We start from the raw sequence: 24074 nt of genomic DNA, 5'->3' as shown, positions 1-24074 counted from the left end.
TAGCTTTGCCGCTTAGGACTTTGCCGCTTCGACAGTTTCCTGCTTGGATTCGATATCCAAAGGTGCGTCGGCGCTCATTGCGTCGTTGGAAACAGTTTCGGTGGATGCTGCGCCAACTTCAACGCCGCCACCGATCAATGCTTCTTCCTCGGGTGCTTCTTCCATTGCACCAAGGTCAACACCGGCTGCACCAAGCTGAGCGGACATGCCGTCAAGTGCTGCACGTGCTGCAAGGTCGCAATACAGGCCGATGGCGCGTGCCGCGTCGTCGTTGCCCGGGATGATGTAGTCGATGCCATCTGGCGAGCAGTTGGTGTCAACAACGGCGATCACAGGGATCCCCAGTTTGTTGGCTTCGGCGACTGCCAGTGCTTCTTTTTTCACGTCGATGACAAAGATCAGGTCAGGACGGCCGCCCATTTCGCGGATACCACCAAGGGATGCTTCCAGTTTGAACTGGTCACGCTCCATGCCAAGACGCTCTTTCTTGGTCAGGCCGGTAAAGCCGTTTTCGGATTGCTCGTCGATGGATTTCAGACGCTGGATCGACTTGGAAACAGTCTGCCAGTTGGTCAATGTGCCACCCAACCAACGGTGGTTCATGTAATACTGTGCGCATTTCTCAGCGGCATCGGCGATAGGCTGTGCGGCCTGACGCTTGGTACCAACGAAAAGAATGCTGCCGCCTTTGGCGACGGTGTCACGGATGACTTGCAGGGCCTGGTCCAGCATTGGAACAGTCTGTGTCAAATCCATGATGTGGATGCCGTTACGCGCGCCATAGATGTATGGACCCATACGTGGGTTCCAACGCTGCGTTTGGTGGCCGAAGTGTACGCCTGCTTCAAGCAGTTGGCGCATGGAGAACTCTGGAAGAGCCATGTCTTTATACCTTTCCGGTTTTGCCTCGTCGGGGGTCTCGATCCCGTGTTGGGACCAACCGGCGGACATTCAAGGATTTCTCCCTCAAAGGCCCAACCCCGACTGCGGGTTTAAGTAGCGCGCGTATAGGACGGATTTTCAGGATGTACAAGGGGTGTTTCTGACCGACCCACCGTCAATAACCGGCCATCCTGTCGAAAAAAGGGAAATCGATAAAAACCCTCTCGCAGAAGTTGATGCGCGATAATGTTTGCTGTTATGGGGTCATTATTGCGCCACTTCACCGCCTGATTTTGCCATCCATATTGCTAAGGGAGCTTATTTCTTTTGGACGATCCCATCCCGCTATCTTTTCGCGAGACCGCTGCATCCAAAACGGAGCCGATGATCGAGGCGTTCGCCCGTGATGTTCAAAATATCCTTGGAGAGCAAGGGTATTTGATCAATGATCGACTGCAAATGCTGCTGGTTGCGGCACGCGATGCCCTGCGCATGGAAGATGTCTGCATTACACAAATCAAGAAAAAGCGGGTGCGCATTCTGTGCGCCACGCCGTCGGATATTTGGCCACAATCTGTGCCGCTCAAGGAAATTGACCTTTATGCGACGGGTCAGATGATCCGGCAAAGAACGCTGATCGCGGCCGAGGCTGACAAAGCGACCCCGATTACAAAAGCAGTCGACCTAAGCGGCCGCCCCCCCGCGCGCTATATCGGGGTGCCGATTTTGTTTGATGGCACGGTTTGGGGCACGGTCGAAATGTCAGGCAGTGCGCAGCCCGATGGTTTCAAGCCGGACGAAATCACAGCAGCCGTTTTTCTGGCGGCCGTTCTGTCGGTGCCGCTGGCGCTGTTGTCTTAGGCGTTGCTGCCCAACAGATCGGTCTGATGCCCCTCGCGGACAATGCGTTCGCAGGTCAGGGCAAGCGTTTTGCGATCCGCAAAGTCAGACACCTTGAGCGGCGGATGATAGCGCGTGATCACCATGCCGTGGTCCTTGGCCGCGAGGGTCGCCAGCAGATGCGCGCCAAAGGACATGTCACCCCACCAGCCATAGAACCGGTCGTCTGATCCATCCGGCGTGCTATAGGTCACGCTGACCGGCTGTATCCAGATTACATCGCGCAGTTGTGGTGCCATGAAGGCTTGAAACAACGTTGTTTTAAAGGGCAGAACCCGCTGCCCGTCGGTGCTGGTGCCTTCTGGGAAGAACAGCAAACGGTGATTGTGCAAAAGCCGCTGTTGAAACAATTCGGTTTGTTCGCGCGCGCGCTTTGGGTTGCGTTCAATGAAAACCGTGCCGGTGGCGCGGGCCAACCAGCCGATACCGGGCCAGCCGGCCACTTCGGATTTGGCCACGAAATAGATACGCTGGCTGGCGTTGAGCGAAAAAATATCCAGCCAGCTGGCGTGGTTTGCGACCACGGCACCGGGGTGCTGCATAGCGGTGCCGATGCGGCGGCGGCGCAACCCGATGATCCAGAACGCCGTGCGGCAGACCGCTTGGGTAATATGGGGCGATACCGGCCTGCCCTGCCCACACAAGGGCCGTTCAATCAGCCGGATCAGCATCAAGATGATCAAGCCGATGGCGACAAGCAGCGCGAGCGCCACACCGCGCACCAACACGCGCAGCCAGCCCACCGGGCCGATGCGGTGCACCATCAACGTCTCCGAGCCGTCCCAACGGGGGTTCATTTGATTGCTCCGCTATAAATGCGCGCTTGGCGGTCGTTCAGCTTGGCGGTGTCCATGATCAGGCAGACATCTGTGGTGTTAAACGCGTGATCAATAAACGCGCCGTCCCCGACGCAACCCCCAAGGCGCAAATATGCTTTGATCAGGCCGGGCACCTGGACCATGGCGCTGCGGCGGTCCAGCTCTTCGGCGGGTATGATGTTCATGTTCTGATAGGCATCCTGACGGGCGCGCACCCGTAATTCGGGCGGCGCAAGGTGGTTTCGATGCAGCAGCGACAACGGTTGCGCCAGCGCTGAAATATCTGTCCCGTGAAAGCTGGCCACCCCGAACAATATCTCGATCTGATGCTGCGCGACATAGGTAGCAAGCCCGGACCACAGATGATGCAGGGCCATCCCGCGGCGGTAATCCGGATGCAAACACGAGCGCCCCAATTCCAGCAACCGCCGGCCCGAGCGTTTGAGCAGGGTCAGGTCATATTCCGTCTCGGAATAGAAACCCCCTGCCCTTTCTGCCGCCTCGGCCTGCAAAAGCCGGTAAACGCCCACAACCCGATCGGTTTTCTTGCACGTCAGGATCAGGTGATCGACAAAGCCGTCAAACTCGTCTTTCTCAAGCTGTTGATCATGGTCAACCATGGCCCCGCTGGCCCCTAGCTCCGCCACAAATACATCATAACGCAAGCGCTGCGCCGCGCGCAGATCAGCCGGTGTTTGGGCCAGCTTCAGCTCAAAATCTGCGGCGGTTCCAAAGGTCAATGGGGCTTCCTTGGTCGTGGTTGATGGCGGGGATCGGACAGAGTGGTTTCCGGCGGGGTCAGATGCTGTTAACCTTTTGCTAACCTGGAACTGTCACCAAAGACAGGCGTCAAACCGACCCGGAAACTATCTATGACCATTTTGCCTTCGCTGCGAAAGTTAACTGTCACTTTGCCAGCTATGTTACTTTGGACCTGTCCGACACCCCAGTTTGGATGTTCCGGGTGCCGTACCAACATGCCGGGCGTCAAAATGGCATTCAGATCATCCATGGGGTTTCCTTTAGCAGGGGTGGCAACGCATGCCTAATTCAGAGATCGAGCTTGCAGCATTGGTGGGCAGCCGCATTTGTCATGATTTGATATCGCCCATTGGCGCGGTCAACAATGGGCTGGAACTGCTTTCGATGGCCGCTGACGGATCAACCGCGGAAATGGAGCTGATTGACGAGAGCGTTTGCAGTGCCAGCGCGCGCATCCGGTTTTTTCGGGTGGCGTTCGGGGTGGCCGGAAATCAGACGATTGGTGTGTCTGAGGCCAAAGGTATTTTGGACGACTATCATCAAACCACCCGTTGGGATGTGATCTGGACCCTAAACGAGGCGCAACAGCGTCCGGATATACGGATGTGTTTTCTGGCGCTGCTGTGCATGGAAACGGGCATGCCCTATGGCGGCACCGTTACGGTCAGGTCGTCAGGCAGCAAATGGGTTCTGACCGGACAGGCTGAAAAGCTTAACATTGATGCAGAATTATGGTCGGTGCTGGCCACCGGGCAATCGGCGATCAAGCTGCGGCCCTCGCAGGTCCAATTTGGCTTGCTGCCCATCATCGCGCGCGAAGCGGGCAAGCAGGTGACCTCACAAATCCTCGAAAACGAGATTACATTGTCGTTCTAAACCACCCCCGTTTCAGGGTGCCTTAGCTGCGAACGGTACCATCCCCGCGCACGAGGTATTTAAAGCTGGTCAGCTGCTCGGCCCCGACAGGGCCGCGCGCGTGCATTTTACCTGTGGCAATCCCGATCTCGGCCCCCATGCCAAATTCCCCGCCATCAGCAAACTGCGTGGACGCGTTATGCATCAAAATGGCTGAATCCAAACGGGTCATGAATTTGGTCGCCACCGCATCGTCTTCGGTGATGATACAGTCCGTGTGGTTGGAGCCGAATTCACGGATATGCGCGATGGCCCCGTCGACATCTGGTACGGTTTTCGCGGCGATGATCATGTCCAGATACTCGTGACCCCAGTCGTCATCGGTGGCGGGCACTGTGCCCTCAATCTCGGACAGGGGTGCGGCGGCGCGGACTTCGACACCGGCGTCGATCAACGCTTTGATCACGCCCTTGCCAATGGTACGCGCGACTTTTTCGTGGATCAGCAGACATTCAGCCGATCCGCAAATACCGGTCCGGCGGGTTTTTGCGTTCAACACGACCTTTAGAACCTTTTCGGGATCGGCAGCCTCGTCGATATAGATGTGCACGATCCCTTCGAGATGGGCAAAAACCGGCACGCGGGCCTCGCGCTGGACAAGGCCGACCAGCCCCTTGCCACCACGGGGGACGATCACGTCAATCGTGTCGGTCATGGTCAACATTTCGCTTACAGCGGCACGGTTACGGGTTGGGACAAGCTGGATCGCATCCTTGGGCAGGCCAGCGGCCTCAAGCCCTTGTTGCAAGGCCGCGTGAATAGCGCGCGAGGAATGAAAGCTTTCCGAGCCGCCGCGCAGAATGACGGCATTCCCGGCCTTGAGGCACAAGGCACCGGCGTCAGCGGTCACATTGGGGCGCGATTCATAGATCACGCCGATCACACCCAAAGGCGTGCGCACACGTTGAATGTGCAGGCCCGAGGGTTGGTCCCATTCTGTCAGAACCTCGCCAACTGGGTCTTTTTGCGCCGCAATACTGCGCAAGCTGTCGGTGATCGCTTTGATCCGTCCCTCGTCCAGCAAAAGACGGTCCATCATCGCGTCAGACAGGCCCTTGTCCCGGCCAAATTCCATGTCTTGCGCGTTGGCGGCCAAGATATCAGCGCGCGCGTCCCACATGGCATCGGCGGCGTTTTCAAGGGCGGTTTGTTTCTGCTCGGCGGTGGCAAAGCCAAGGGTCGCGGCGGCTGCTTTGGCACGTTGGCCAATGTCTGCCATCAACGCGGGAATGTCAGATGTCTGTGTCATGTCCAAGGTCATTATTTCAGATCACTTTTATTAAATTCGGTTACAGCACTACCTAAAGCCTTCGGCGAGGATTTTAAACCATTTGGAACTCAAGAGAGTGCTAGATCATCCCGGTGGATCAGGGCTGCGCGGCCCGGAGAGCCCAAAAGCTCTTCTATTTCAGTGCTTTGGTGGCCTTTGATAATCTGCGCCTCGTGAGAGGAATAACGCGTAAGCCCGTATCCAATGGTGTGCCCGTCCGGCGTTAGGATCGAAATGCTATCGCCCCGCGCAAAGGGGCCCTGCACCGACGTGACGCCAGCGGGCAGCAGGGATTTGCCCCGTGACATGGCGGCCACGGCACCGGCATCAAGGGTCACACTGCCGCGCGGTTTCATCGCGGTGATCCAAAGCTTGCGGGCGGTTTGCGGGTCGGACTGCGCGGTAAACCATGTGGCATTCGCACCGTTTTCCAACGCAAATAACGGCCGCAGGGGCGACCCTTCGGAGATGGCCATGGCGCAGCCCGCGGCGGTCGCGGTTTTGGCGGCCATCAGCTTGGTTTTCATACCGCCCTTGGACAGACCTGATCCTGCATCGCCGGCCTGCGCCTCGATCTCGGGGGTGATTGTCGTGACGGTTTCATAGCGGATGGCGGTCGGGTCGTCGTTGGGGTTTGCCGAATAGAACCCATCCACATCCGACAGCAAGATCAGCTGGTCGGCCCCCACGGTCACCGCGATTTGCGCGGCAAGGCGGTCGTTATCACCAAAGCGGATTTCGTCGGTGGCGACAGTATCGTTTTCATTGACGATGGGCACGGCACCAAGGGACAGCAGTTGCTCCAGCGTGGCGCGGCTGTTCAGATAGCGGCGACGATCGGCGCTGTCTTCGAGGGTGACCAACACCTGTGCTGTGGTTATGCCGTGGGGTTCAAGCGCCTCTTCATAGGCGCGGGCAAGGCGGATCTGGCCAACGGCGGCGGCCGCTTGGGATTGTTCCAGCGCCAGCGTGGTTGCGGGCAGGCCCAGCACACCGCGCCCCAACGCGATGGAGCCTGAGGAGACCAGCACGACGTCTTTGCCCTGCCCCTTGAGCCATGCCACGTCCTGGGCCAGCGAGCGTAACCAATCGGCGCGAAGCTTGCCTGTTGCCCGGTCCACCAATAGGGCCGAGCCGATTTTAACAACAATACGTTTGCCGTCGCTTAGGGAGCCCAAGGCGCTTCTTCCTCGACGGGGCGGAACCGCAGGCGGTCATCGTCGATCTGTCCGCGCAAGGCACGCAACACATCGGTCACGCCTTCGCGGGCAACGCCGGACATCATCATCACGTCGCCACCGCAGGCTTCTTCCAATTCAGCACGGGCGGCTTCACGTTCTTCTTCGTCCAAGGCGTCGATCTTGTTCAGCACGGTCACACGCGGTTTGTTGGCCAGATCACCGCCGTATTTTTCAAGCTCGGTGATGATGGTTTGGTAATCCTCGGCAATGGTGGCAGAGGTGCCGTCGATCAAATGCAGCAGCACGGCGCAGCGTTCCACGTGGCCCAAGAACAGATCACCAAGGCCGCGTCCTTCGGAGGCCCCTTCGATCAGGCCGGGGATGTCGGCGACCACAAATTCGGTGTTATCCACGCCCACAACGCCCAAATTCGGGTGCAGGGTCGTAAACGGATAGTCGGCGATTTTCGGACGCGCGTTTGAGGTTGCAGCCAGAAACGTGGATTTGCCCGCGTTCGGCAGGCCCAGCAGGCCCACATCGGCGATCAGTTTCAGGCGTAGCCAGATCGTGCGTTCAACGCCTTCTTGGCCGGGGTTGGCGCGACGGGGGGCTTGGTTGGTCGCGGATTTGAAGTGCAGGTTGCCCCAGCCGCCATTGCCGCCACGGGCCAGTTCAACGCGCTGGCCCAGTTCGGTCATGTCGGCGAGAACGGTTTCTTGGTCTTCGTCCAGCAATTCAGTGCCGACGGGGACGCGCAGGATGATATCATCGCCGTCTTTGCCGGTGCGTTGTTTGCCCATGCCGGGCTGGCCGTTGCGGGCAAAAAAGTGCTGCTGATAGCGAAAATCGATCAGCGTGTTCAGACCATCCACAGCTTCGGCCCAGACAGAACCGCCGCCGCCGCCGTCACCGCCATCAGGGCCACCATATTCGATGTATTTCTCGCGGCGGAACGACACACAACCGCCCCCGCCTGCGCCAGAGCGGATGTAAACTTTGCACAGGTCGAGAAACTTCATTTCAGGGGCCTTTCCGGGGCGCGGCAGATCACAGTTTGATGCTATATGTCCATGTAGGTACGCAGGTCTCGCGTGCCAGACAATAGCTTTCGGCAGTCCCAAGATAGCGGAAACCTGCATTGGTTAATACTTTGGCCGAGGCCGGGTTGTCACGAAAAACAGAGGCAAACATGTTGGTGTTACCAAGCGGGTTGGCCTGAACCAGCGCTTGCACGGCCTCGGACGCCAGATGGGTGTTCCAGAACGCGGGCGCCACCCAATAGCCGACCTCGGATTGGTCGCGGTCCATTTTAACAAGAGAAATGATCCCCATCACTTCGGAGCCGCCGGTTTTCAGCCCGTCCATAACCCACACGTCTTCGACACGCTCATCGCTGGTGGCGCGTTTGATATAGGCCTCGATCACGCCGGGGGGCAGCGGATGCGGGATGGACACGGTGTTCATCGCCACACGCGGATCGCTGGCGTAAAGTTCGATCAGACCCAGATCAGAGCGGCGCACAGGGCGCAGGTCAAAGCGTTCCGTTTCAATTACGGGCTGTGCGGGTAGTTTTAGAATTTCCACCGTCATGTTCCTCCTCCGAACAATACGAATAGGACGGATGCAACCGTTAACGCGGCCAAGGTCCACATCAGGTATTTTTCCCAGATGGTGCCGGCGACGGTCTTTGCAATACCTGCCCCGGCAAGTGTCCAAAGCGGATGCAAGACGACCTGACAGCATAGCAACACGGCGGCGACTGTCGCGGTGGCAGCCAAGGTCGGCGTGCCGGGGGTAACAAATGCGGTAAAGCTGCCGACGATCATCGCCCATGCTTTGGGGTTGAGGGGATGAACAATCAGTCCGGCGGCAAATCCGGGGGCGCTGGCCGTCTCGTGCCCCTGCCCCAACCGCAGGTTCGCGACTTTCCATGCCAGCCAGATGATATAGGCGGCCGAGGCGAATTTCAGCAGCGTAAACAACATTGGCGCACGTTCGGCCAGTTGCATCAGGCCAAAGCCGATGGGCCAGATGATCAGTTGTTTGCCCAACACCACGCCTGCGACGAACGGCAGCGCCGCGCGAAAGCCAAAGCGCGCACCGGTGGCCATCATCGCCATATTGGCGGGGCCCGGTGTGCCCACCTGACTGACGGCAAATACCGCCAGTGATGCGATTGCGACGCTCATGAGGACGCCCCAACCGATATATCTGTCGCACGCGCCGCGATGCCAATGATCCGGGAAGAGCGTTGTGGCAGTGTCATCTGGGCCCTTCCTTTCTGGACAGGTAAATTAAACAATTGATTAACAGCAAAAAAGGACCGGCGTTTCCGCCGATCCCTGAATTTTTTCAAAACCCTTGTAGGTACGGCTTACTCTGCGGCTTCTGCCACTGGCAGGACCGAGATAAACGTGCGGTTTTTCAGACCCTTGTGGAACTGAACCTTACCGTCGACCTTGGCAAAGATGGTGTGATCTTTGCCCATGCCAACGCCTTCAGCTGGCCAGAATTTTGTGCCGCGCTGACGCACCAGAATGTTGCCGGGAATAACAGCTTCGCCGCCGTATTTCTTTACGCCAAGACGACGCCCTGCGGAGTCGCGACCGTTACGGGATGAACCGCCTGCTTTTTTATGTGCCATTGGTGTCTCTCCTTAGCCTTTTGCCAGTTCTTTGGCCTGTGCGATCCAGTCTTCACGACCCACACGACCTTTGAACGACAGTTTCTCTTCAATCGCTTCTACGTCTGCATCTGTCCACGCTGCGATTTGTGCAAATGTGGTGACGCCTTCGCCGTTCAGCTTGCCAACGATAACGGGGCCAACGCCTGAGATCTTGCTCAGATCGTCTGCGCCTTCAGCTGCTGCCGCTTTTTTGGCTGGCTTTGCTTTGGCTGCCTTCGCGGGCTTTTCAGCAGCAGGTGCTGCCTCTTTTTTCTCTGCCTTGGTTTTCTTCGCAGGCTTGGCTGCGTCAAACTTGGCGGCTGCGTTGGATTCGATGGCTGCAACGGCTGCTGCGCTTACCGAACCTGTGCCGATGGCTGCTTTTGCGCCGGACTTGCCTGCGCCAGATGCCATGATCTCGCCGATTTTAACCAGCGTCAGTTTTTGACGGTGGCCTTTGGTGCGCTTGGAGGAGTGCTTCCGGCGGCGCTTGACGAAGTGGATGACTTTCTCGCCCTTGATCTGGTCAACAACTTCGGCTTGAACGCCGGCATCGTCTACCATGGGGGAGCCAACAACAGGGCTGTCGCCGCCCAGCATCAGAACTTCGTTGAATTGGACTGTTTCGCCCGCGTCAGCAGCCAAACGTTCTACCCGAAGCATATCGCCGGATTGAACTTTGTACTGCTTGCCGCCTGTCTTGATGACCGCAAACATGCGTATTCCTTTTTCGCTTTCGCGTCCTGTGGTCCCCAGATCGGGAGTTTTCGGGCCTAAGCCCACCTCGGACAGCGCACCCCATTTCGGGATGATCATAAAATAATAAAGGCATCCGATACGGATACCTTTGGGTTGAGAGCTGCCAAATGCACCACCGCCGCCTTTATGTCAAGCGGCGAACCGGGGTTTTAGGGGCTAAAGCTCCTCTGCGACCATATTCAACGCGACAGCCCGACCCAAGGCATATGAAATCTCGGCGTAGGCCGCGCCATAGCCGTCAAACAGTGCCCGGTTCAGTGCCATACCAGCCTTGGTCTGCGCAAAGGTTATATAGTGGTCCAGTGCGTTATCCTCCAGCGGTGAATAGGCCATGAGCAAATAACCGTACAGCCAGCCGGTGGTGTCCTCGGCAATCTCGTCTTGTTGGCCCCCCACCTCGGCCAGCATTTCCTCTTGGGTCATATCCATGGCCCCGCCATCGGCCAGCCCGCGCAGGAACTGGTAGTTCGAATTCATCGCCGCGGTCACATTGCGGTCGATCATGTCGCCAGCCTCAATCAGCGCTGTAATTTGGGCCAAACGCGGATCATTACTGCCCTCAAGCTCGGCAAACCGGGTGCGGGCGGCGTTTTCAATCTCTTGATCTGTGATCGCGGCGCGGGCGGCATTTTCCAGCGCGATGATCTGTGCGCCTACGCCTGAGGCTAGAAAATCGATCGTCTGCTCGCGCATATCACCTTGCAGTTCGGCCTCAAGATAGCCGCGCAGCGTTTCGGTAATCCGCTGGGGGTTGTAAATTGCATCGACCTGCAACTGCCAGCCCGCACCGCCCTGCCCGCCTAACATGTCTTGGTTCAGGGTCTGGGCATAGTCCAACCCTTCGGCCTGCAATATCCGCGCAACCTCATCGACCTTGAGGACATCCATCAACACCTGCGCCCGCGCGTCCGCCCAAAGCGGTGCCGCCAACAGCCACAGCAGCGGCAGCCATAGCAGCGGCGTGATAAACAGCAGGCGCATCAAAGGTCCTGACTGGGCTGCATGCCCGCCAAACGCGCGGCGACCGCCTCGAACCGGTTGGCCATGATCTCATATTGCACGGCATTCATCAGGGCATAGACCTCTTGCATCTTGGGATGCTCCAGCGCCTGCGCATAGGCCAGCACCTCCTCGTCAGAGAACGCCTGATACGTATAGGCCGATGTTTCCAGAGTATTTTGCTGGATCGATGCGCGCATCTCGGCTTCTTGGCTGCGCAAAACCTCGCGCAGGTCTGGTTCTTCCATCTGCAAGCGGATCACCCCTGCCCCCGCTGCGGCCATCAAAAACCTGATCTGCACCTCCTGGATCGCCCGGATTGAACTGTCCTCGACATCGCTTGCCGCGTTCAATTGCTGCAACAACGCGACACGGTCCGGATTAACCCGCTGTAACCCCTCAAGGATCGCGCTGCCGTCCTCCGCCTTGGCCACGCTATCGTCATTCATATGCGATGCGTTTTCCGCCGCCACCAACCGTTGCCCCAGATCCGACGCATAAAACCCCGCCGCATGTTCCAACGCATCATCGCTTAGCGTTTGCGTGAGGATGTCAGAGCCCATCTGCAACATGACATCCGTATCAAACACCTCGCGCACCAGTCGCGACCATTCGGACCCGAAAGCATCGGCATCAATGCCCAGCATTTCAGGCGCGGAGTCCGCCGACAGCCGAATGCTTTCCAGCGCCACGCCGAATCCGGTCACCTCAAGAAACGCATCGACACGCTCCCGCTCTGCGGCATTTGCGGGGCCTGTAAAACCGGTCGTCCAGACGATGGCCGCCATGATCACCAAGTGACAAATTCTCTCAAGCGCCCGCATCACATGATCCTTGTGTTATTTTGCGCCTTTAATCTTAGGACAATTCAGACCGGCGGCAATGAAAATCCCCGTGACCCAGAATTATACCGCCGCCCCCCTTGTCACCCCGCCAAATCAGGACTAAACGAGCGCACCACACCGATGCGGAGAGGTGCCGGAGTGGTCGAACGGGGCGGTCTCGAAAACCGTTGAGCCTTCACGGGTTCCCAGGGTTCGAATCCCTGTCTCTCCGCCATTCACCCCTTTTTCCAAATGCCCTCTTATGGCGCTAACCTGCGTTCAGCAGATTTTGCAGCGCCAGCAGTTCGGGTTGGCGCAGGTCATGGCCGCCGTTGTGGACTTCGGTGTCAACTTGCGCGTCTTGGGCGGTGAACCAGTCAATCAAGCGTTGGCTTAGCGGCCATGGGCAGATGGGGTCGCGTTTGCCAGCGGTGATCAAAACCCGTTTCCCAGCAAGGCCCGCTGTGGCCGCAGGTTCCCACGGGATCAGCGGGTGCAGCAATCCGATCCGGTCGAACAAATCAGGTTGCACCATGGCGACCGAGGCGAGGATATTCGCGCCGTTCGAATAGCCAAAGCCATAGACCGGCGTGCCGGGGTGTTTTGCCTTATGGGCCGCGACATAGGCCGCCATGGCCTTGGTCCGCTGGGCCAGATCGTCCATGTCATAGACGCCCTCGCCCGTACGCCGAAAGAAACGTGCGGCACCCCCTTCGGACACATCCCCCCGGGGCGACACGACCCCTGCCCCCGGCACGATTGATTGGGCCAGATCAAAGAACTGGTGTTCGTCGCCGCCGGTGCCGTGGAAGGCAAAGATCAGCGGCGCACCAGCTGCGGGGGATTTTGTCAGTGCGTGATAGGTGTCGATGGACATGGCGCTCTCCTTATCCGTCAATCGCGGGCAGCAGGCTTTCGATCTGGGCGCGGTGCCCTTCGTAGCGGTCGGGCAGTTTCAGCGCCTGACCCAAGTGCGCGGTATCCTCGTCACGGTCAAAGCCGGGTTCGTTGGTGGCCACCTCGAACAGCACGCCGCCGGGGGTACGGAAGTAGATCGCCCAGAAATAATCGCGGTCGATCACCGGCGTCACCTGATAACCGGTGTCCATCAGCGCCTTGCGCACCTCAAGCTGTGCCGCGCGGTTTTCGACGGCAAAGGCGATGTGGTGGACGGACCCGGCACCCTGCCCCGCGGTTTTGGCCCCACGCAGTTCTTCGACGTCGATGGTATCGGCGGCGTTGCCGCCCTCGATCCGGTAACGTGTCACGCCGTCTGCGGTCTCGTCTTTTTGGTAGCCCATAAAGCTGAGCAGCTCACCGGTCGCTGCCGCATCGCGCAGGGTGAAACGCGCACCGTGAAAGCCCAATATCCCCGCGTCCTCCGGCACATCTGCACCTGTCCAGGGCGTGCGGTCACGCGTGTCGCTTTCCACCAGTGCAAAGCCATCGCCATCGGGCCCGTCAAACTGCAACCGGCTTTCGCCAAGGAATTTGTTTTCAGCCAGACCGCTGACGCCGTGGTTGCCCAACCGTTCTTTCCAGAATGGCAGCGCGCCCTTTGGTACGGCAAATTCGGTCGTGCCCACCTCGCCCGTGCCGCGACGCCCGCGGGGCATCTGGCCAAAGGGGAAATAGGTCATCACAGAGCCGGGCGTGCCGACCTCGTCACCGTAATACAGGTGATAGACGTCAGGCTGGTCGAAATTCACGGTCTTTTTCACGCGGCGCAGGCCAAGGGTTTGCGTGAAGAATCTGTTATTCTCTGCCGCGTCGGCCGCCATTGACGTGACGTGGTGCAGACCTTTGATTTGATTGATCATGGTATCGCCTTTCAAGTCGTCCATTTAACTTGCCCCAGATATAGCGTGGCCCATAATTATTATGAATGGATATTTTCTTGCATTCACTGTTGTGGATAATGCAATAATCGCGGATGCAAGATATCAAACCAATCCGCGTTTTTTTGAAGGTGGCCGAACTAAGCAGCTTTGCCGCTGCCGCCCGCAGCCTGAACATGACGCCCGCGTCGGTCACCCGCATCGTTGCCAAGCTTGAGGCGGATTTGGGTCAACAGCTTTTGGTGCGCACGACACGGCAAGTGGCGCTGACCAGCGCGGGGGCGATGGTGGCCGCGCGGTTTGGCCCCGTGATCGACAGCTTTGATCAGGTCGCAAGAGAGATCACAGGTGCGGTGCGGCCGGATCGGGGGCGGCTGTCAATCAATGTGCCGCTGTCACTGGGGATGCGGTTGCTGCCAGCGGTGATTGATCGGTTTCGTCTGGCCTATCCCAATATCATGGTGGACGTGACGCTGACCGACCGGCTGGTGGATGTGGTGCAGGAAAACTGTGACCTTGCCATTCGGGTGTCCGGCCCGCCCGGCGATAAATCTACGATCTGGCGCAAAATCTGCGAGGTGCCCCGCCACGCGGTCGCGGCGCCCAGCTTGCTTGAGCGGATGCAGCGGCCCGAGATGCCGGAGGACCTGAACCCTGATTTCTGTATGTCCTATTCCGCCTCTGGTAAGGCCGAAGAGTGGACGTTTCATAAGGACGGGCGGAAAAAGACCGTAACGGCGGGCACTGCCATTGCATCGAACAACGGGGATTTTTTGTATTCGCTCGCGAAATTGGGAAACGGCGTGACTGTCCTGCCGGATTTCATCGTCAATGACGGGATCAACGCTGGCGAAGTCGTTCCCTTGTTGTCCGATTGGGTGATCACGCCCCTTTGGTTGACGCTTTTTTACCCGCCCTATGATGTGCTGCCGCCTTTGGTGGCGACTTTTACGGATTTCTTCGAGGCACATCTGAGCGAAGCGCAAGAGTTCAGCTTTAGCAACGCGTGATTGGGCCGTGCCCAAGGTGGCTGACCGTCTTCCCCAATAGTGGGCTAGGAGCGGGTGACGCGGTTCTTGGCTGCAGGGGTAACACAAGGCTGTGATGCAGTCTTAGAATTGCCAATATCCTCATTTATGAACTGACTTGATGGTGAGAAAAGCGCTTGGAATTTTCCAGCATGTTAGCGCTTGCGGTACTGAGGAAACACTACCATAAGGCGAATTCTGCCGCCCCGATTCTTTGAGTATAAGAGGCTATAATGACCCGTATTACGGTAACGCATTTTACATCATCCACCGCCCCGGTGACTGCCCTATGCTAAAGCCCCCGGTCCCCGAAAATGAAACCGAAAGACTGGCCTATCTACACGGCTTGGGTCTTGATCTGTCGCTGCCCTTCGACGAAATCAATGGCCTGTGCAAAGTCGCGTCAACTTTGGCGGGGGCCCCTGTGGCTTTGGTGACGTTGATTGACGATGTTCACCAAAATATTCTGGCCGGGACCGGCCTTGGCGATGTTAAGCAAACCAGCAGAGATGTGTCTTTTTGCGCCCATGCGATCATGAACAGCGAACAGTTCGAGATCACCGACGCCACGGCCGATCCGCGGTTTTCCGACAATCCCTTTGTCGCGGGGCAACCGGGGTTCCGGTCTTATCTAGGGACCGTGCTTGAGCCCGAAGATGACATGCGTCTTGGTACATTATGCGTGCTGGATGTTGAGCCGAAAACCTATTCCGACGAGGTGAAAGAAGGCCTGTCGAAAATCGGCAAAGCGATCACCGCATTGATCGTATCCTACCGCGAGAAAATGGACGTCATTAACTACGCCCAAGAGCTCGCGACCCGAAATTCGGAAATGACCGACCTGACAACCTCGCTTCGCAGTTCGATGGAAAAACTGCTCGCTGCGGAAAATACCAAGAATGAATTCGTGTCGATCATTAGCCACGAATTGCGTACGCCGCTTACCTCGATCAAGGGGGCGCTTGGCTTGATGCGGAATGATCCGGATCAGACATGTTCCCCCAAAACCCAGCGTCTGATCAAGATCGCCAGCGAGAACAGCGACCGCTTGCTTGCATTGGTTGATGACATTCTAAAGCTGCAAAAGCAGGAGTTCGGCACGTCCCACTCCAGTTTCGCGCCCGTTAACCTAAGCGAGCTGATCGAAACCTCGGCAGAGGCGTATCGCAACTATGCCGCAGACCGGAACGTGACCTTGACCATGTCAGGCACCGGCCCGTCCTGTATTGTCAGCGGTGATCGACACCAGCTGGACCGTGTGTTGGCCAATATCCTGTCGAACGCATTCAAATTCTCAAAACCCGGCGGCAATGTCGAAATCAGCCTGCACTGCGATGCGGATGGCCCGCGGATTATGGTCAAAGACGACGGTATGGGCATTCCCGACGGGGCCAAGGAAAAGGTGTTCGGCCTGTTCACCCAAGTCGACGGTTCCGACACACGCTCGCAAAGTGGGACCGGGCTGGGGATGCATATTTGCAAGCAGATTTTAACCCAGCACAACGCGACCATCGACTATGAAAGCGAGCTTGGCGTTGGAACGGTGTTTGTGATCCGTTTTCCTGTACCGGAAAAGCAGGATCTGGCCGGATAAGCGGTTTCTATCCGCCCTCAAAAAGGCGTGATTGGAGCCACAGCAGCGACGGGTAAGACGCGATCCAGAACCATAAAAAGCGGTTCAATCCAAACAGCAACGCATTTGCCAAGTGGAATGTCGCGGCGACGGCCAGCGCTGCGATGAGGACCGTCGGGTTAATAAAGCTTAACGGAAACAGCACCTCAAAAAGCATGACAGCCCATGATGCCGCCCAGAGCAGCCGTGGACAGCCCGCCAAGCTGCGCAAGTTCTCAGCCGCAGGATAGGCCGAAAAGCTGAAAACATCCGCCAGCGCACGACCGCTGCGCCATTCGGGGTTCACGATCTTGACCTGCCCCGAGATGAAATAGGACAGGATGACCTGTATGCCCAGATAGCCAAATGCGGACTGCGCGGGTAATCCGTCGGGCAACCAACGCGACAGGCAAAGACAGTACAGGATCAACAATCCCATACGGTCACTGCCGCCGTTATATGGCCCCTGAAAGCGATTCAAAATCAAAAGGCTGTGGATGCAAAGCGCCATCAGCACCCCCGGGCTGTGGCAACCAGCAAGCAATGCAATGCTTAGCACCGCGCGGGGTAGAAACAGCAGCGGTGCCGCGTGCGCGCCAAATATATGTTCCGCCGATTGCTGCAAAAACGCGATGGCCAACAGGATTTCTGTCGCCCGCAACGCAAGTTCAAACGTCATCGCGCCACAAGACCGGCGGTTGGAAACGGGTCGGATTGAAACAGGATATCTTGGCAGATGCCCGTTTTATCGCGAGAGATGAAAACCAGGCGAAATTGGGCAGCGCTTGCGACATTGCCTTCTGCCCCGTGCGTGAGGTCCTCCAGAATCCGGCGGGTAATCTCATTGATGCTATGGGCGGTGGGGTTTTCCGTAATCCGTTCCGCGCAGCTGACCACGAACAGCGCGTCATTTCGGGATGCGTTCCAAAACAGCCGGACCAGCATCTGACGCGCGGTCACGGACTTGGGGCGCGGGCGAAGTTCCTGCCAATCGCCCACGGCGGCACCGCCCTTTGACAGCAAGGCCCATTGCACCCTTGGTGAGGGTTCGATCGTTTGGAAAAACCGCCATGATGGCAGCAAAACAGGCAAAATAAGCGACAGTGTTTTCAGCATGATCAGAGTTAACGGCCCGGCCATTAACATCACGTGAATTCGATCAACCGAGGTGAGGCCGCGCTTAGTGCACCGTTTCGGCCGTCAAGATCCGCGCTTCATGGGCGCGTAGCAACCGGCGGGCTGCGACATATTTGGACAGGCCGTCGGGTTTTTTAAGCTCGGGAAACAGGGCCACGATTTCATCGCGCTGATCTGCCAGAATACCGGCCATCGAATGCTCACCGGGTTGAAAGCTTTCTGCCCAAGCCCCATCGGCCAGCACGACCTCGTGATGGTCAAACAAGACGTGGATATAGCTGACCCGCTCGGGGCGGGTGCGTTCGACCCCGTCCAACCCGACCAGATGTTTGGCGGCCACCAACACTTCGCGTTCGCTAAACATCACCTCGGTCAGGTTTGAACTGACCAACATGCGGTGGTTCGGGCTGACCACCATATCCCATTGCGGCAGGCCGTTGCCCAAGGCCCCTGCCCGGATCAAAACCGGGTGAAAGTCGGGCTTTGCCGTAAGATCGGCACGGTTCAGGTTGCGGCGGCCGACCCAGCGGACCGGCTGAAAGCCGTTGTCGCGGGTGATCGCCTGATCGTCGATCTTGAGTTGCTGCACCGGAATTTCGCCGCGACGGGTCGCGATGCGGGTGCCGGGGGTAAAGCAGATCACGACCTCTTCGATCTCGGAATAAGTTGTGGTGCCCGTGCTATTGCCATGGGCATCGCGAAATTCGATCCTGCCGGATTCCGGCCCGTCTTTGATCAGCGTATAGCGCGACTTGTCGAGCCCGGTCAGATTAAGCACATCGTTATCAAGGCCATCAGAATCTTCGCCGCCGACAATCGTGTGGTTGCCGCCTGAGGTAAAGTTGATCAGGTCGGACCCCTGCCCGCCGTCAGCCAGATCATTGCCGCCGCCGACGGTCAGCGTGTCTTGGCCTTCGCCGCCAGACATCTGATCGCTGCCCGCGCCGCCGTCCAGACTGTCATCGCCGCCTTGACCCAGCAACGTGTCATCGCCCAAACCGCCCAAAAGCGTGTCATCACCGGCCTCGATCGGCACTTCGACCGGTTCATCAATCAGATCACCCGACAGGGTAAAGCCTGACCGTGTTGTGCGTGTTTCGAGGGTGAATTCAATGAACTCGCGGTTTTCAAACCGGCCGGAAAACCACGAATCCTGATCGTTCGGGTCGTTCTCTTGAGTGCCGGCCGCGGTGACGTTGCCGTTTTGGGTCGTCACGGTAAGCGCGGAATCGTCGCTGGTTGCAAAGGCGGTGAAACTGTCCGCATCCAGCGTCACGGATTCCTGATCGCCGGGGCTGTTTCTGTCCAGATCGTTGAATGTCGCGGTCGAGTTCAAGGCAACGGGCGATCCCGTTGCCGGGTCAAAGAATTCCAGCCGGAATGTCGCCGTTTCGCCGCCATAGCGGGTGCTGGACCCATTACCGGTGTTCAAGGCGATTTCGAACCCTTCGCCCCCGCTTAGGGTGACGGGCATGTCGGCGTTGGATGTGCGCACCAGAACCACGCGGGCCGACACCGATGTGCCGTCTGCCAACGTGGCGACATCACGGTACACGACATTATCGCCCGGCTTGGCAAAGCCGCTGGAATCGGTTTCCCGCTTGTCGAATGACAGCGTGACGGGCGTTGCGTCACTGCCGGGTGCCGTGCCGATGCCCCCATCGCCGAACAGCACGTCATTACCCGCCCCGCCGTCAATCAGGTCGTTTGCACCCTCACCGGACACGCGGTCATCGCCGCCACCAGTTTGTATCTGGTCGTCGTCAGCCGTGCCCTGAATCGTGTCAGAGCCCGACGTCCCATTTATCGTTGCCATCAAAGCAGCCTTTAAGTGTCGTAGCGTCATGAAAGGTTCAGCAGCGAACCCAGTTTTAAACGCAGTAGAATTTGACGGTTACCTACCTACAAAAACACGAGAGCAACACCCGGTTAGCGGAATTGTGACCACAATATGGCGGTCGCCAGCGTTGAGTGACGTAACGATTTTACTATTCAGGATGGTTTTCAGGCAGGATTTTGCCGACCCTCAACCGACGCGGGTTACACGGGGTAAAAGTATGCGCGCCAGATTCCCACAAACATCAAGATGCTGCCGATGTTCACCCATAGATGCCAGATGGCATAGCGCATCGGCATGGTCTTGCGCGCATAAAACGCCGTCCCCACCACATAGGCACCCGCCCCAGCGATAACGCACCAAAGCGTTTCAATTGGCACGTTTTCCATATCGGGCACCGCACAAAGGCCGATGGCCCCCAGCCCAAGATAGGATGCTGTCGACCAGCGTGATTTCACCTGCTTGTTGGTGATCTTGTTCCAAATGGCGACGACCGTCAGGCCCCAGCACAGACACAAAAGAAAGATCGTCCAGGGCGTGCCCGCCTGGACGAAAAACGGGGTAAAGGTGCCCGAGATGCTGGGATAAATGGCGGCGTGATCAATGCGGCGCAACTGTACGCGCTGCGCGTGCCACGGCAAAAAGTGATAGGCCCAAGAGGCCAGATTGGACGCCAAAGCGCTGAGCACGTAAACCCACACGGCAATGATCGGGGCGATGCCCAGTTCGGCTGTGGACTTGCTGATCAAGGCACCACCTGCCCCCAGAACCAGCACCAAGCCAAAGGCGTGCACAGCCATATCGGCGCGCCGGTGGAGCGGGTTGGAGCTGGGGAAAGTTGTTTCTGTCATGGGCGTCTCTGGCAAAGCTTGCAACGTCGTTAGCTGCCGCCTCGCCCAAAGTCTACCACGCCGGCACGTCAGCTTGGGCCCTTTTACGGTGCTGGCGCGGGTTTGCCTGCTAAAATGGCTTCGATCAGGATTTGAACGCGCAGCGCCTCGGCCAAGGTGGCCAGACGGTTTGGTTTGCCATCGATCAGCAGCACCAGATCATCCAATTGCGCGCGCAGGCTGGTTGCGCGCGGGTCGGCATATTCCTCGACTACGGGGGTGAAAGCGCCCCCCGTCGACACGTCATCAAGGTAGAATTCCGAAATGCGGCGGCTGGCCTTGGTCCCCTTGATGGTCAATTCCTGACGGTCTGGCTGTGCGCCGCCGACGCTGCCCATGATGGTGACGGGTGCACCAGTCGCCGATACCAATCGTGCGGCGACATGGGTTTCACATAATTCGCCACCCGCCGGATAATCAGGCTGCGCCCAGACCAGTTCGAGCGGCCCCAAGATGCGTTCGGAAAAGAACAGAAAATGCGAGATTACTTCGCGGGTCATACCGCCTTCGGCCCGAAAGCGCAGCCAATCGGCCGCCTGCTGCCACGCGCGGGGCCATGCGGCATAGGTCACGATGATATCGGCACCCGCCAATGCGCCCAGATCGCCCGCCTTGGCAGCGGCGTGCACATCGGTCAGCGCCGCACCGGCCGCTTGGGTGAAATTCACCGCAGCGGGCACCCCAAAGGCATCAATCTTAGCAACCAGATCGCGGCTTTCCGCGATGTCGATACCAAGGGGCTTTTCCAGAAACACAGCCTTGCCAGCCTCGGCGGCGGCCAAGGCATATGCTTTGCGCGGTACCGGCGGACAGGCAAGATAAACCAGATCGGCAGCGGCAATTGCGTCTTCGGCGGTTGCGGCCAGCGTCACATCGGGTGCGGCGGCCTTGGCCTTGCTGGTGGCCTCATCGCTTGGGTCCCAAACGGCGACAACCGAATAGGCGGGATGTTGTTGCATGTGTTCCAGCATGCGCTGACCCATAATGCCCAGACCGATGATTGCTGTTTTGATTGTCATGTCGTCCCTCGAAATTCAGATGCCCGTGCGCCCAATTCCTGTTGGGCTGTCAACGGCTTGTGTTGCCTTGCCTTAGCACAGGACCATCCCGATCCGCGAGGCGAAAACCCACCCCTTAAAATATGAAACCCCCGCATAGCGCCGGGCTATGCGGGGGTGAAATCTCTGGGGGTGTTCTATGCGCGGATTAGCGCAGAACGACGGCCTGTGCGGCAATATGGCGAATTTCGCCGCGCGCAATGCCGATATCGGCCAGGTCGCGGTCGCTCATTGCGGCCAGTTCGTTATATGTTTGACGTTCGGCGCGCTTTTGTGCGCGGTTGGCGCGAAAGCCTTCGATCAGGCCGTGCATTTTTGCAGCGACGTCAAAGCTTGGTGTGGTTGCTGTTGTATATGTATAGCTCATTTTTTCTTCTCATCTTCGGATTACGGTGGCCTATCCACCGCAACGGGTTGGTATCGCGTTTTGTTCCCAGTCTTAACGTAGGGACAAGTCGCATGAATTACGCAGGGATCGCCCCACGTGGTGTTTTCGCAAACAGACCGCGCAGTTTGGCGGATGCTTTGGTGGCGAGCGATGCGATGAACGCGCTGCGTTCTGCATTGGCACGCGCAAGGATCCGGTCAACTTCTGACGGTGTGGCGGTACGGTATGTGACGTTGGTAGTCATTTTCAGCTTTCCATTTCTGGGCTTCGTTGCCCGTGGACTGCATATGTGCCTGACCATGCAAAGGTGCAAACCATAGTCGATATGCAGTTTTTGCATGGCTTGCCGGGCGGCGGAATATTGCCGGATTTGGCCAGTGTTTAAGGCACAGAATGGCCACATACATGCCTTGGGATGGACAGAGTGGCACGGCTTGATTAAGCGGCCCGCGAGATGAAACTTCGCACCCTAATGGAGCAGTTAAATGGCCCAAAGCATCCCCACCCCCGTCAAGGCGGCACCCGCGCCCGCAAAACCCGTACAGCCGCAAACAACGCAGCCGGTTTTCACAGATTACGCCAGCATCTGATCTGTAATCTGATAGGTGACAGCGGATGTGGGACGCGGTAAACTTCACCACATGTCCGAACCCGTTTCCTCAATCCGTAATCTTGGCCCCGCTTTTGAGCAAAGCTTGGCCAAGGTTGGTGTACATACCGCCGACCAACTGCGCGATCTTGGCGCGGATGCAGCTTATGAAATGTTGCTGCGTGCCGGTCATCGCCCCCACTTTATCGGCTATTACGTGTTGGTAATGGGCCTACAGGGCCGTCCTTGGAATGATTGCAAAGGGGCCGAAAAGAAAGCCCTGCGCGTAAAGTTCGACGCGATGAAAGCGCGGGCCTTTGATCCCGCCCAGTCAGAGTTTGAACGCATGATGGATCAGATCGGCGTCAGAGAGCACAGCCCCTAGAATACTGCCACCACAGGAACCGGATTACCCCTTAACGCGTTGTCTTAGATAAACGAACGCTTACGAGGGCTCCTATGCCACTACATCCCACCACGGAAAATGATCTGGACCGCCTGCACAGGCTGGCCCGCCGGATGGATTATGCGTTTCGCATCCCGCTGCTTGGCGTACGTTTGGGGTGGGATTCAATCTTGGGTCTGGTACCCGGTGTCGGCGACGTTCTGGCCGTGGCCCCTGCCGGTTACATCATAAAAGAGGCACGCCGCATGGGGGCCAGCGCCCCGGTGTTGGGTCGGATGGGCGCGAATGTCGGGATCGACATGGTGATCGGTGCGATCCCGCTGGTCGGTGACCTGTTCGACATCGGGTGGAAAGCCAACACCCGCAACGTGGCTTTGCTGCGCGATCATCTGGCGGATCGAAGCTTGTTGGCAGCGGATGTCGAGGGGCAGCTGTCGTCCCATCACCCCACCATGCGGGGTTAAACAGCTGACACGAAAAAGGGTCGCAGTTTCCTGCGACCCTTTAAACAGCATCTCAAATGCAGGTGGGCTTAGCCGACCAGTTCAAGACCCGAGAAGAAGTAAGCGATTTCAACTTCGGCTGTCTCAGGTGCGTCCGACCCGTGAACCGAGTTTTCGCCAACTGATTCAGCAAATTCTGCGCGGATGGTGCCGGCCGCTGCGTCTGCAGGGTTGGTTGCGCCCATAACTTCGCGGTTTTTCGCGATGGCGTTTTCGCCTTCCAGAACTTGGGCAACGATTGGCGCAGAGGCCATGAATTCGCACAGTTCGTCATAGAAAGGACGCTCGGCGTGTACTTTGTAGAACTCGCCTGCTTGCGCTTTCGACAGGTGAATACGTTTGCTGGCAACAACGCGCAGGCCTGCGTCTTCGAATTTTTTAACGATTGCGCCGGTCAGGTTGCGGCGTGTTGCATCTGGTTTGATGATCGAGAATGTGCGCTCAAGGGCCATGATAGCTCTCCTATAGGGGTTAAATTGAGCGCTCCCTAACATGGGGATTGCCGCGTGAAAAGGCGCGATTGACGCCAAGGATCAGGTGAGCCGTTTACCACCGTGATATAGGTTCTTTCTTATAAGAGAAGGTCTAGTATCTGTTTCAATCCTTATCGAAAACCCAGCGACGATCAACTCAACAGCTTTAACCTCTTGGAAAACCAATACTTCATTTGTCACTAGGTGCTTTTTGTCTCCAAACTTCGGATCACCCAGTACAAAATGGCCATTCTTTTTTGCGGCAGGCCACTCTTTGCCTTTGTGTTTTCTATATATCATCAAATTCACCTCTAAAAATTCTGTCTATCCTTAGATACAG

General features: G+C 57.7%; 30 protein-coding genes and 1 tRNA gene. 7 read left to right on the top strand and 24 right to left on the bottom strand.

What is annotated here, in order from left to right:
* Positions 1-12 precede the first annotated feature (12 nt).
* Positions 13-882, bottom strand: coding sequence for a 30S ribosomal protein S2 (rpsB, locus tag AADJ11_RS14345; protein ID WP_341235522.1), 870 nt, complete (start codon positions 880-882; stop codon positions 13-15).
* Positions 883-1209: 327 nt separating this feature from the next.
* Between rpsB and AADJ11_RS14340 the strand changes: the two genes are divergently transcribed.
* Positions 1210-1743 (top strand): GAF domain-containing protein, encoded by a 534-nt coding sequence (locus tag AADJ11_RS14340; RefSeq protein WP_341235202.1) that lies wholly within the window; start codon positions 1210-1212, stop codon positions 1741-1743.
* Here AADJ11_RS14340 and AADJ11_RS14335 read toward each other — a convergent pair.
* The 3 genes from AADJ11_RS14335 to AADJ11_RS14325 form a co-directional block, all read right to left on the bottom strand.
* Positions 1740-2579 (bottom strand): lysophospholipid acyltransferase family protein, encoded by an 840-nt coding sequence (locus AADJ11_RS14335; protein WP_341235201.1) that lies wholly within the window; start codon positions 2577-2579, stop codon positions 1740-1742. The two genes, AADJ11_RS14340 and AADJ11_RS14335, sit on opposite strands and share 4 nt — an antisense overlap.
* The gene (locus AADJ11_RS14330; RefSeq protein WP_341235200.1) at positions 2576-3340 is read right to left on the bottom strand and encodes a GNAT family N-acyltransferase; all 765 of its coding nucleotides are present in this window, start codon (positions 3338-3340) and stop codon (positions 2576-2578) included. The genes AADJ11_RS14335 and AADJ11_RS14330 overlap by 4 nt, the downstream gene beginning before the upstream one ends.
* A gap of 68 nt (positions 3341-3408) precedes the next feature.
* The gene (locus AADJ11_RS14325; protein ID WP_341235199.1) at positions 3409-3612 is read right to left on the bottom strand and encodes a DUF3553 domain-containing protein; all 204 of its coding nucleotides are present in this window, start codon (positions 3610-3612) and stop codon (positions 3409-3411) included.
* A 29-nt stretch (positions 3613-3641) separates the two neighbouring features.
* Between AADJ11_RS14325 and AADJ11_RS14320 the strand changes: the two genes are divergently transcribed.
* Positions 3642-4238, top strand: coding sequence for a histidine phosphotransferase family protein (locus tag AADJ11_RS14320; RefSeq protein ID WP_341235198.1), 597 nt, complete (start codon positions 3642-3644; stop codon positions 4236-4238).
* 22 nt (positions 4239-4260) lie between these two features.
* Here the strand turns inward: AADJ11_RS14320 and AADJ11_RS14315 are convergent, their stop codons facing one another.
* From AADJ11_RS14315 to AADJ11_RS14275, 9 genes are all read right to left on the bottom strand, one after another.
* Entirely contained in the window at positions 4261-5526 is a 1266-nt protein-coding gene (locus tag AADJ11_RS14315; RefSeq protein WP_341235197.1) for a glutamate-5-semialdehyde dehydrogenase, read from the bottom strand.
* Positions 5527-5615: 89 nt separating this feature from the next.
* Complete coding sequence (gene proB, locus AADJ11_RS14310) at positions 5616-6725, bottom strand: glutamate 5-kinase (protein ID WP_341235196.1); 1110 nt, start codon at positions 6723-6725, stop codon at positions 5616-5618.
* Positions 6713-7747 (bottom strand): GTPase ObgE, encoded by a 1035-nt coding sequence (obgE, locus tag AADJ11_RS14305; RefSeq protein WP_341235195.1) that lies wholly within the window; start codon positions 7745-7747, stop codon positions 6713-6715. The genes proB and obgE overlap by 13 nt, the downstream gene beginning before the upstream one ends.
* Positions 7748-7775: 28 nt before the next feature.
* Positions 7776-8318 carry a GNAT family N-acetyltransferase gene (locus tag AADJ11_RS14300; RefSeq protein ID WP_341235194.1) on the bottom strand — a complete coding sequence of 181 codons (543 nt, stop codon included), beginning with the start codon at positions 8316-8318 and terminating at the stop codon, positions 7776-7778.
* Positions 8315-8917 (bottom strand): LysE family translocator, encoded by a 603-nt coding sequence (locus AADJ11_RS14295; RefSeq protein WP_341235193.1) that lies wholly within the window; start codon positions 8915-8917, stop codon positions 8315-8317. The genes AADJ11_RS14300 and AADJ11_RS14295 overlap by 4 nt, the downstream gene beginning before the upstream one ends.
* A gap of 185 nt (positions 8918-9102) precedes the next feature.
* Positions 9103-9372: a 50S ribosomal protein L27 gene (rpmA, locus tag AADJ11_RS14290; RefSeq protein ID WP_008225807.1), complete on the bottom strand. Its 270-nt coding sequence runs from the start codon at positions 9370-9372 to the stop codon at positions 9103-9105.
* Between the two features lie 12 nt (positions 9373-9384).
* A complete protein-coding gene (locus AADJ11_RS14285; RefSeq protein WP_341235192.1) occupies positions 9385-10110 on the bottom strand; it encodes a 50S ribosomal protein L21 in 726 nt (241 codons plus the stop codon).
* Positions 10111-10308: 198 nt separating this feature from the next.
* The gene (locus AADJ11_RS14280) at positions 10309-11133 is read right to left on the bottom strand and encodes a hypothetical protein (RefSeq protein ID WP_341235191.1); all 825 of its coding nucleotides are present in this window, start codon (positions 11131-11133) and stop codon (positions 10309-10311) included.
* Positions 11133-11975 carry a DUF2059 domain-containing protein gene (locus tag AADJ11_RS14275; RefSeq protein ID WP_341235190.1) on the bottom strand — a complete coding sequence of 281 codons (843 nt, stop codon included), beginning with the start codon at positions 11973-11975 and terminating at the stop codon, positions 11133-11135. The genes AADJ11_RS14280 and AADJ11_RS14275 overlap by 1 nt, the downstream gene beginning before the upstream one ends.
* Positions 11976-12120: 145 nt before the next feature.
* On the opposite strand from AADJ11_RS14275, the gene AADJ11_RS14270 reads away from it, so the two are divergent.
* Positions 12121-12210, top strand: a tRNA-Ser gene (locus tag AADJ11_RS14270).
* Positions 12211-12243: 33 nt separating this feature from the next.
* On the opposite strand, the gene AADJ11_RS14265 is transcribed toward AADJ11_RS14270, so the two are convergent.
* Positions 12244-12852: an alpha/beta hydrolase gene (locus AADJ11_RS14265; RefSeq protein WP_341235189.1), complete on the bottom strand. Its 609-nt coding sequence runs from the start codon at positions 12850-12852 to the stop codon at positions 12244-12246.
* A gap of 10 nt (positions 12853-12862) precedes the next feature.
* Positions 12863-13795 carry a VOC family protein gene (locus tag AADJ11_RS14260; RefSeq protein ID WP_341235521.1) on the bottom strand — a complete coding sequence of 311 codons (933 nt, stop codon included), beginning with the start codon at positions 13793-13795 and terminating at the stop codon, positions 12863-12865.
* Between the two features lie 113 nt (positions 13796-13908).
* Between AADJ11_RS14260 and AADJ11_RS14255 the strand changes: the two genes are divergently transcribed.
* The gene (locus AADJ11_RS14255) at positions 13909-14823 is read left to right on the top strand and encodes a LysR family transcriptional regulator (protein WP_341235188.1); all 915 of its coding nucleotides are present in this window, start codon (positions 13909-13911) and stop codon (positions 14821-14823) included.
* 307 nt (positions 14824-15130) lie between these two features.
* The gene (locus tag AADJ11_RS14250) at positions 15131-16435 is read left to right on the top strand and encodes a GAF domain-containing sensor histidine kinase (protein ID WP_341235187.1); all 1305 of its coding nucleotides are present in this window, start codon (positions 15131-15133) and stop codon (positions 16433-16435) included.
* Positions 16436-16442: 7 nt separating this feature from the next.
* Here AADJ11_RS14250 and AADJ11_RS14245 read toward each other — a convergent pair whose 3' ends face one another.
* The 7 genes from AADJ11_RS14245 to AADJ11_RS14215 form a co-directional block, all read right to left on the bottom strand.
* On the bottom strand, positions 16443-17132 hold the full coding sequence (locus AADJ11_RS14245) for an HTTM domain-containing protein (protein ID WP_341235186.1): 690 nt from the start codon (positions 17130-17132) through the stop codon (positions 16443-16445).
* Complete coding sequence (locus AADJ11_RS14240) at positions 17129-17602, bottom strand: hypothetical protein (RefSeq protein WP_341235185.1); 474 nt, start codon at positions 17600-17602, stop codon at positions 17129-17131. Before AADJ11_RS14240 ends, AADJ11_RS14245 begins: the two co-directional genes overlap by 4 nt.
* A gap of 31 nt (positions 17603-17633) precedes the next feature.
* Complete coding sequence (locus AADJ11_RS14235; RefSeq protein ID WP_341235184.1) at positions 17634-19406, bottom strand: Hint domain-containing protein; 1773 nt, start codon at positions 19404-19406, stop codon at positions 17634-17636.
* Between the two features lie 224 nt (positions 19407-19630).
* Positions 19631-20278 carry a hemolysin III family protein gene (locus AADJ11_RS14230; RefSeq protein ID WP_341235183.1) on the bottom strand — a complete coding sequence of 216 codons (648 nt, stop codon included), beginning with the start codon at positions 20276-20278 and terminating at the stop codon, positions 19631-19633.
* Between the two features lie 83 nt (positions 20279-20361).
* Positions 20362-21336 carry a Gfo/Idh/MocA family oxidoreductase gene (locus tag AADJ11_RS14225; protein WP_341235182.1) on the bottom strand — a complete coding sequence of 325 codons (975 nt, stop codon included), beginning with the start codon at positions 21334-21336 and terminating at the stop codon, positions 20362-20364.
* A gap of 187 nt (positions 21337-21523) precedes the next feature.
* On the bottom strand, positions 21524-21742 hold the full coding sequence (locus tag AADJ11_RS14220) for a DUF1127 domain-containing protein (protein WP_341235181.1): 219 nt from the start codon (positions 21740-21742) through the stop codon (positions 21524-21526).
* A gap of 97 nt (positions 21743-21839) precedes the next feature.
* The gene (locus tag AADJ11_RS14215; RefSeq protein WP_341235180.1) at positions 21840-22007 is read right to left on the bottom strand and encodes a hypothetical protein; all 168 of its coding nucleotides are present in this window, start codon (positions 22005-22007) and stop codon (positions 21840-21842) included.
* Positions 22008-22404: 397 nt separating this feature from the next.
* Between AADJ11_RS14215 and AADJ11_RS14210 the strand changes: the two genes are divergently transcribed.
* Both AADJ11_RS14210 and AADJ11_RS14205 read left to right on the top strand, forming a co-directional pair.
* Positions 22405-22737 (top strand): TfoX/Sxy family protein, encoded by a 333-nt coding sequence (locus AADJ11_RS14210; RefSeq protein ID WP_341235179.1) that lies wholly within the window; start codon positions 22405-22407, stop codon positions 22735-22737.
* 74 nt (positions 22738-22811) lie between these two features.
* The gene (locus tag AADJ11_RS14205) at positions 22812-23222 is read left to right on the top strand and encodes a DUF4112 domain-containing protein (RefSeq protein ID WP_341235178.1); all 411 of its coding nucleotides are present in this window, start codon (positions 22812-22814) and stop codon (positions 23220-23222) included.
* 68 nt (positions 23223-23290) lie between these two features.
* Here AADJ11_RS14205 and ndk read toward each other — a convergent pair whose 3' ends face one another.
* Positions 23291-23713 carry a nucleoside-diphosphate kinase gene (gene ndk / locus AADJ11_RS14200; protein ID WP_093915044.1) on the bottom strand — a complete coding sequence of 141 codons (423 nt, stop codon included), beginning with the start codon at positions 23711-23713 and terminating at the stop codon, positions 23291-23293.
* Positions 23714-23794: 81 nt separating this feature from the next.
* Entirely contained in the window at positions 23795-24034 is a 240-nt protein-coding gene (locus AADJ11_RS14195; protein WP_341235177.1) for a hypothetical protein, read from the bottom strand.
* Positions 24035-24074: the final 40 nt, after the last annotated feature.

The organism is uncultured Sulfitobacter sp. (assembly GCF_964021855.1).
Classification (GTDB): domain Bacteria; phylum Pseudomonadota; class Alphaproteobacteria; order Rhodobacterales; family Rhodobacteraceae; genus Sulfitobacter.
This window is presented reverse-complemented; position numbering and strand designations above follow the sequence as displayed.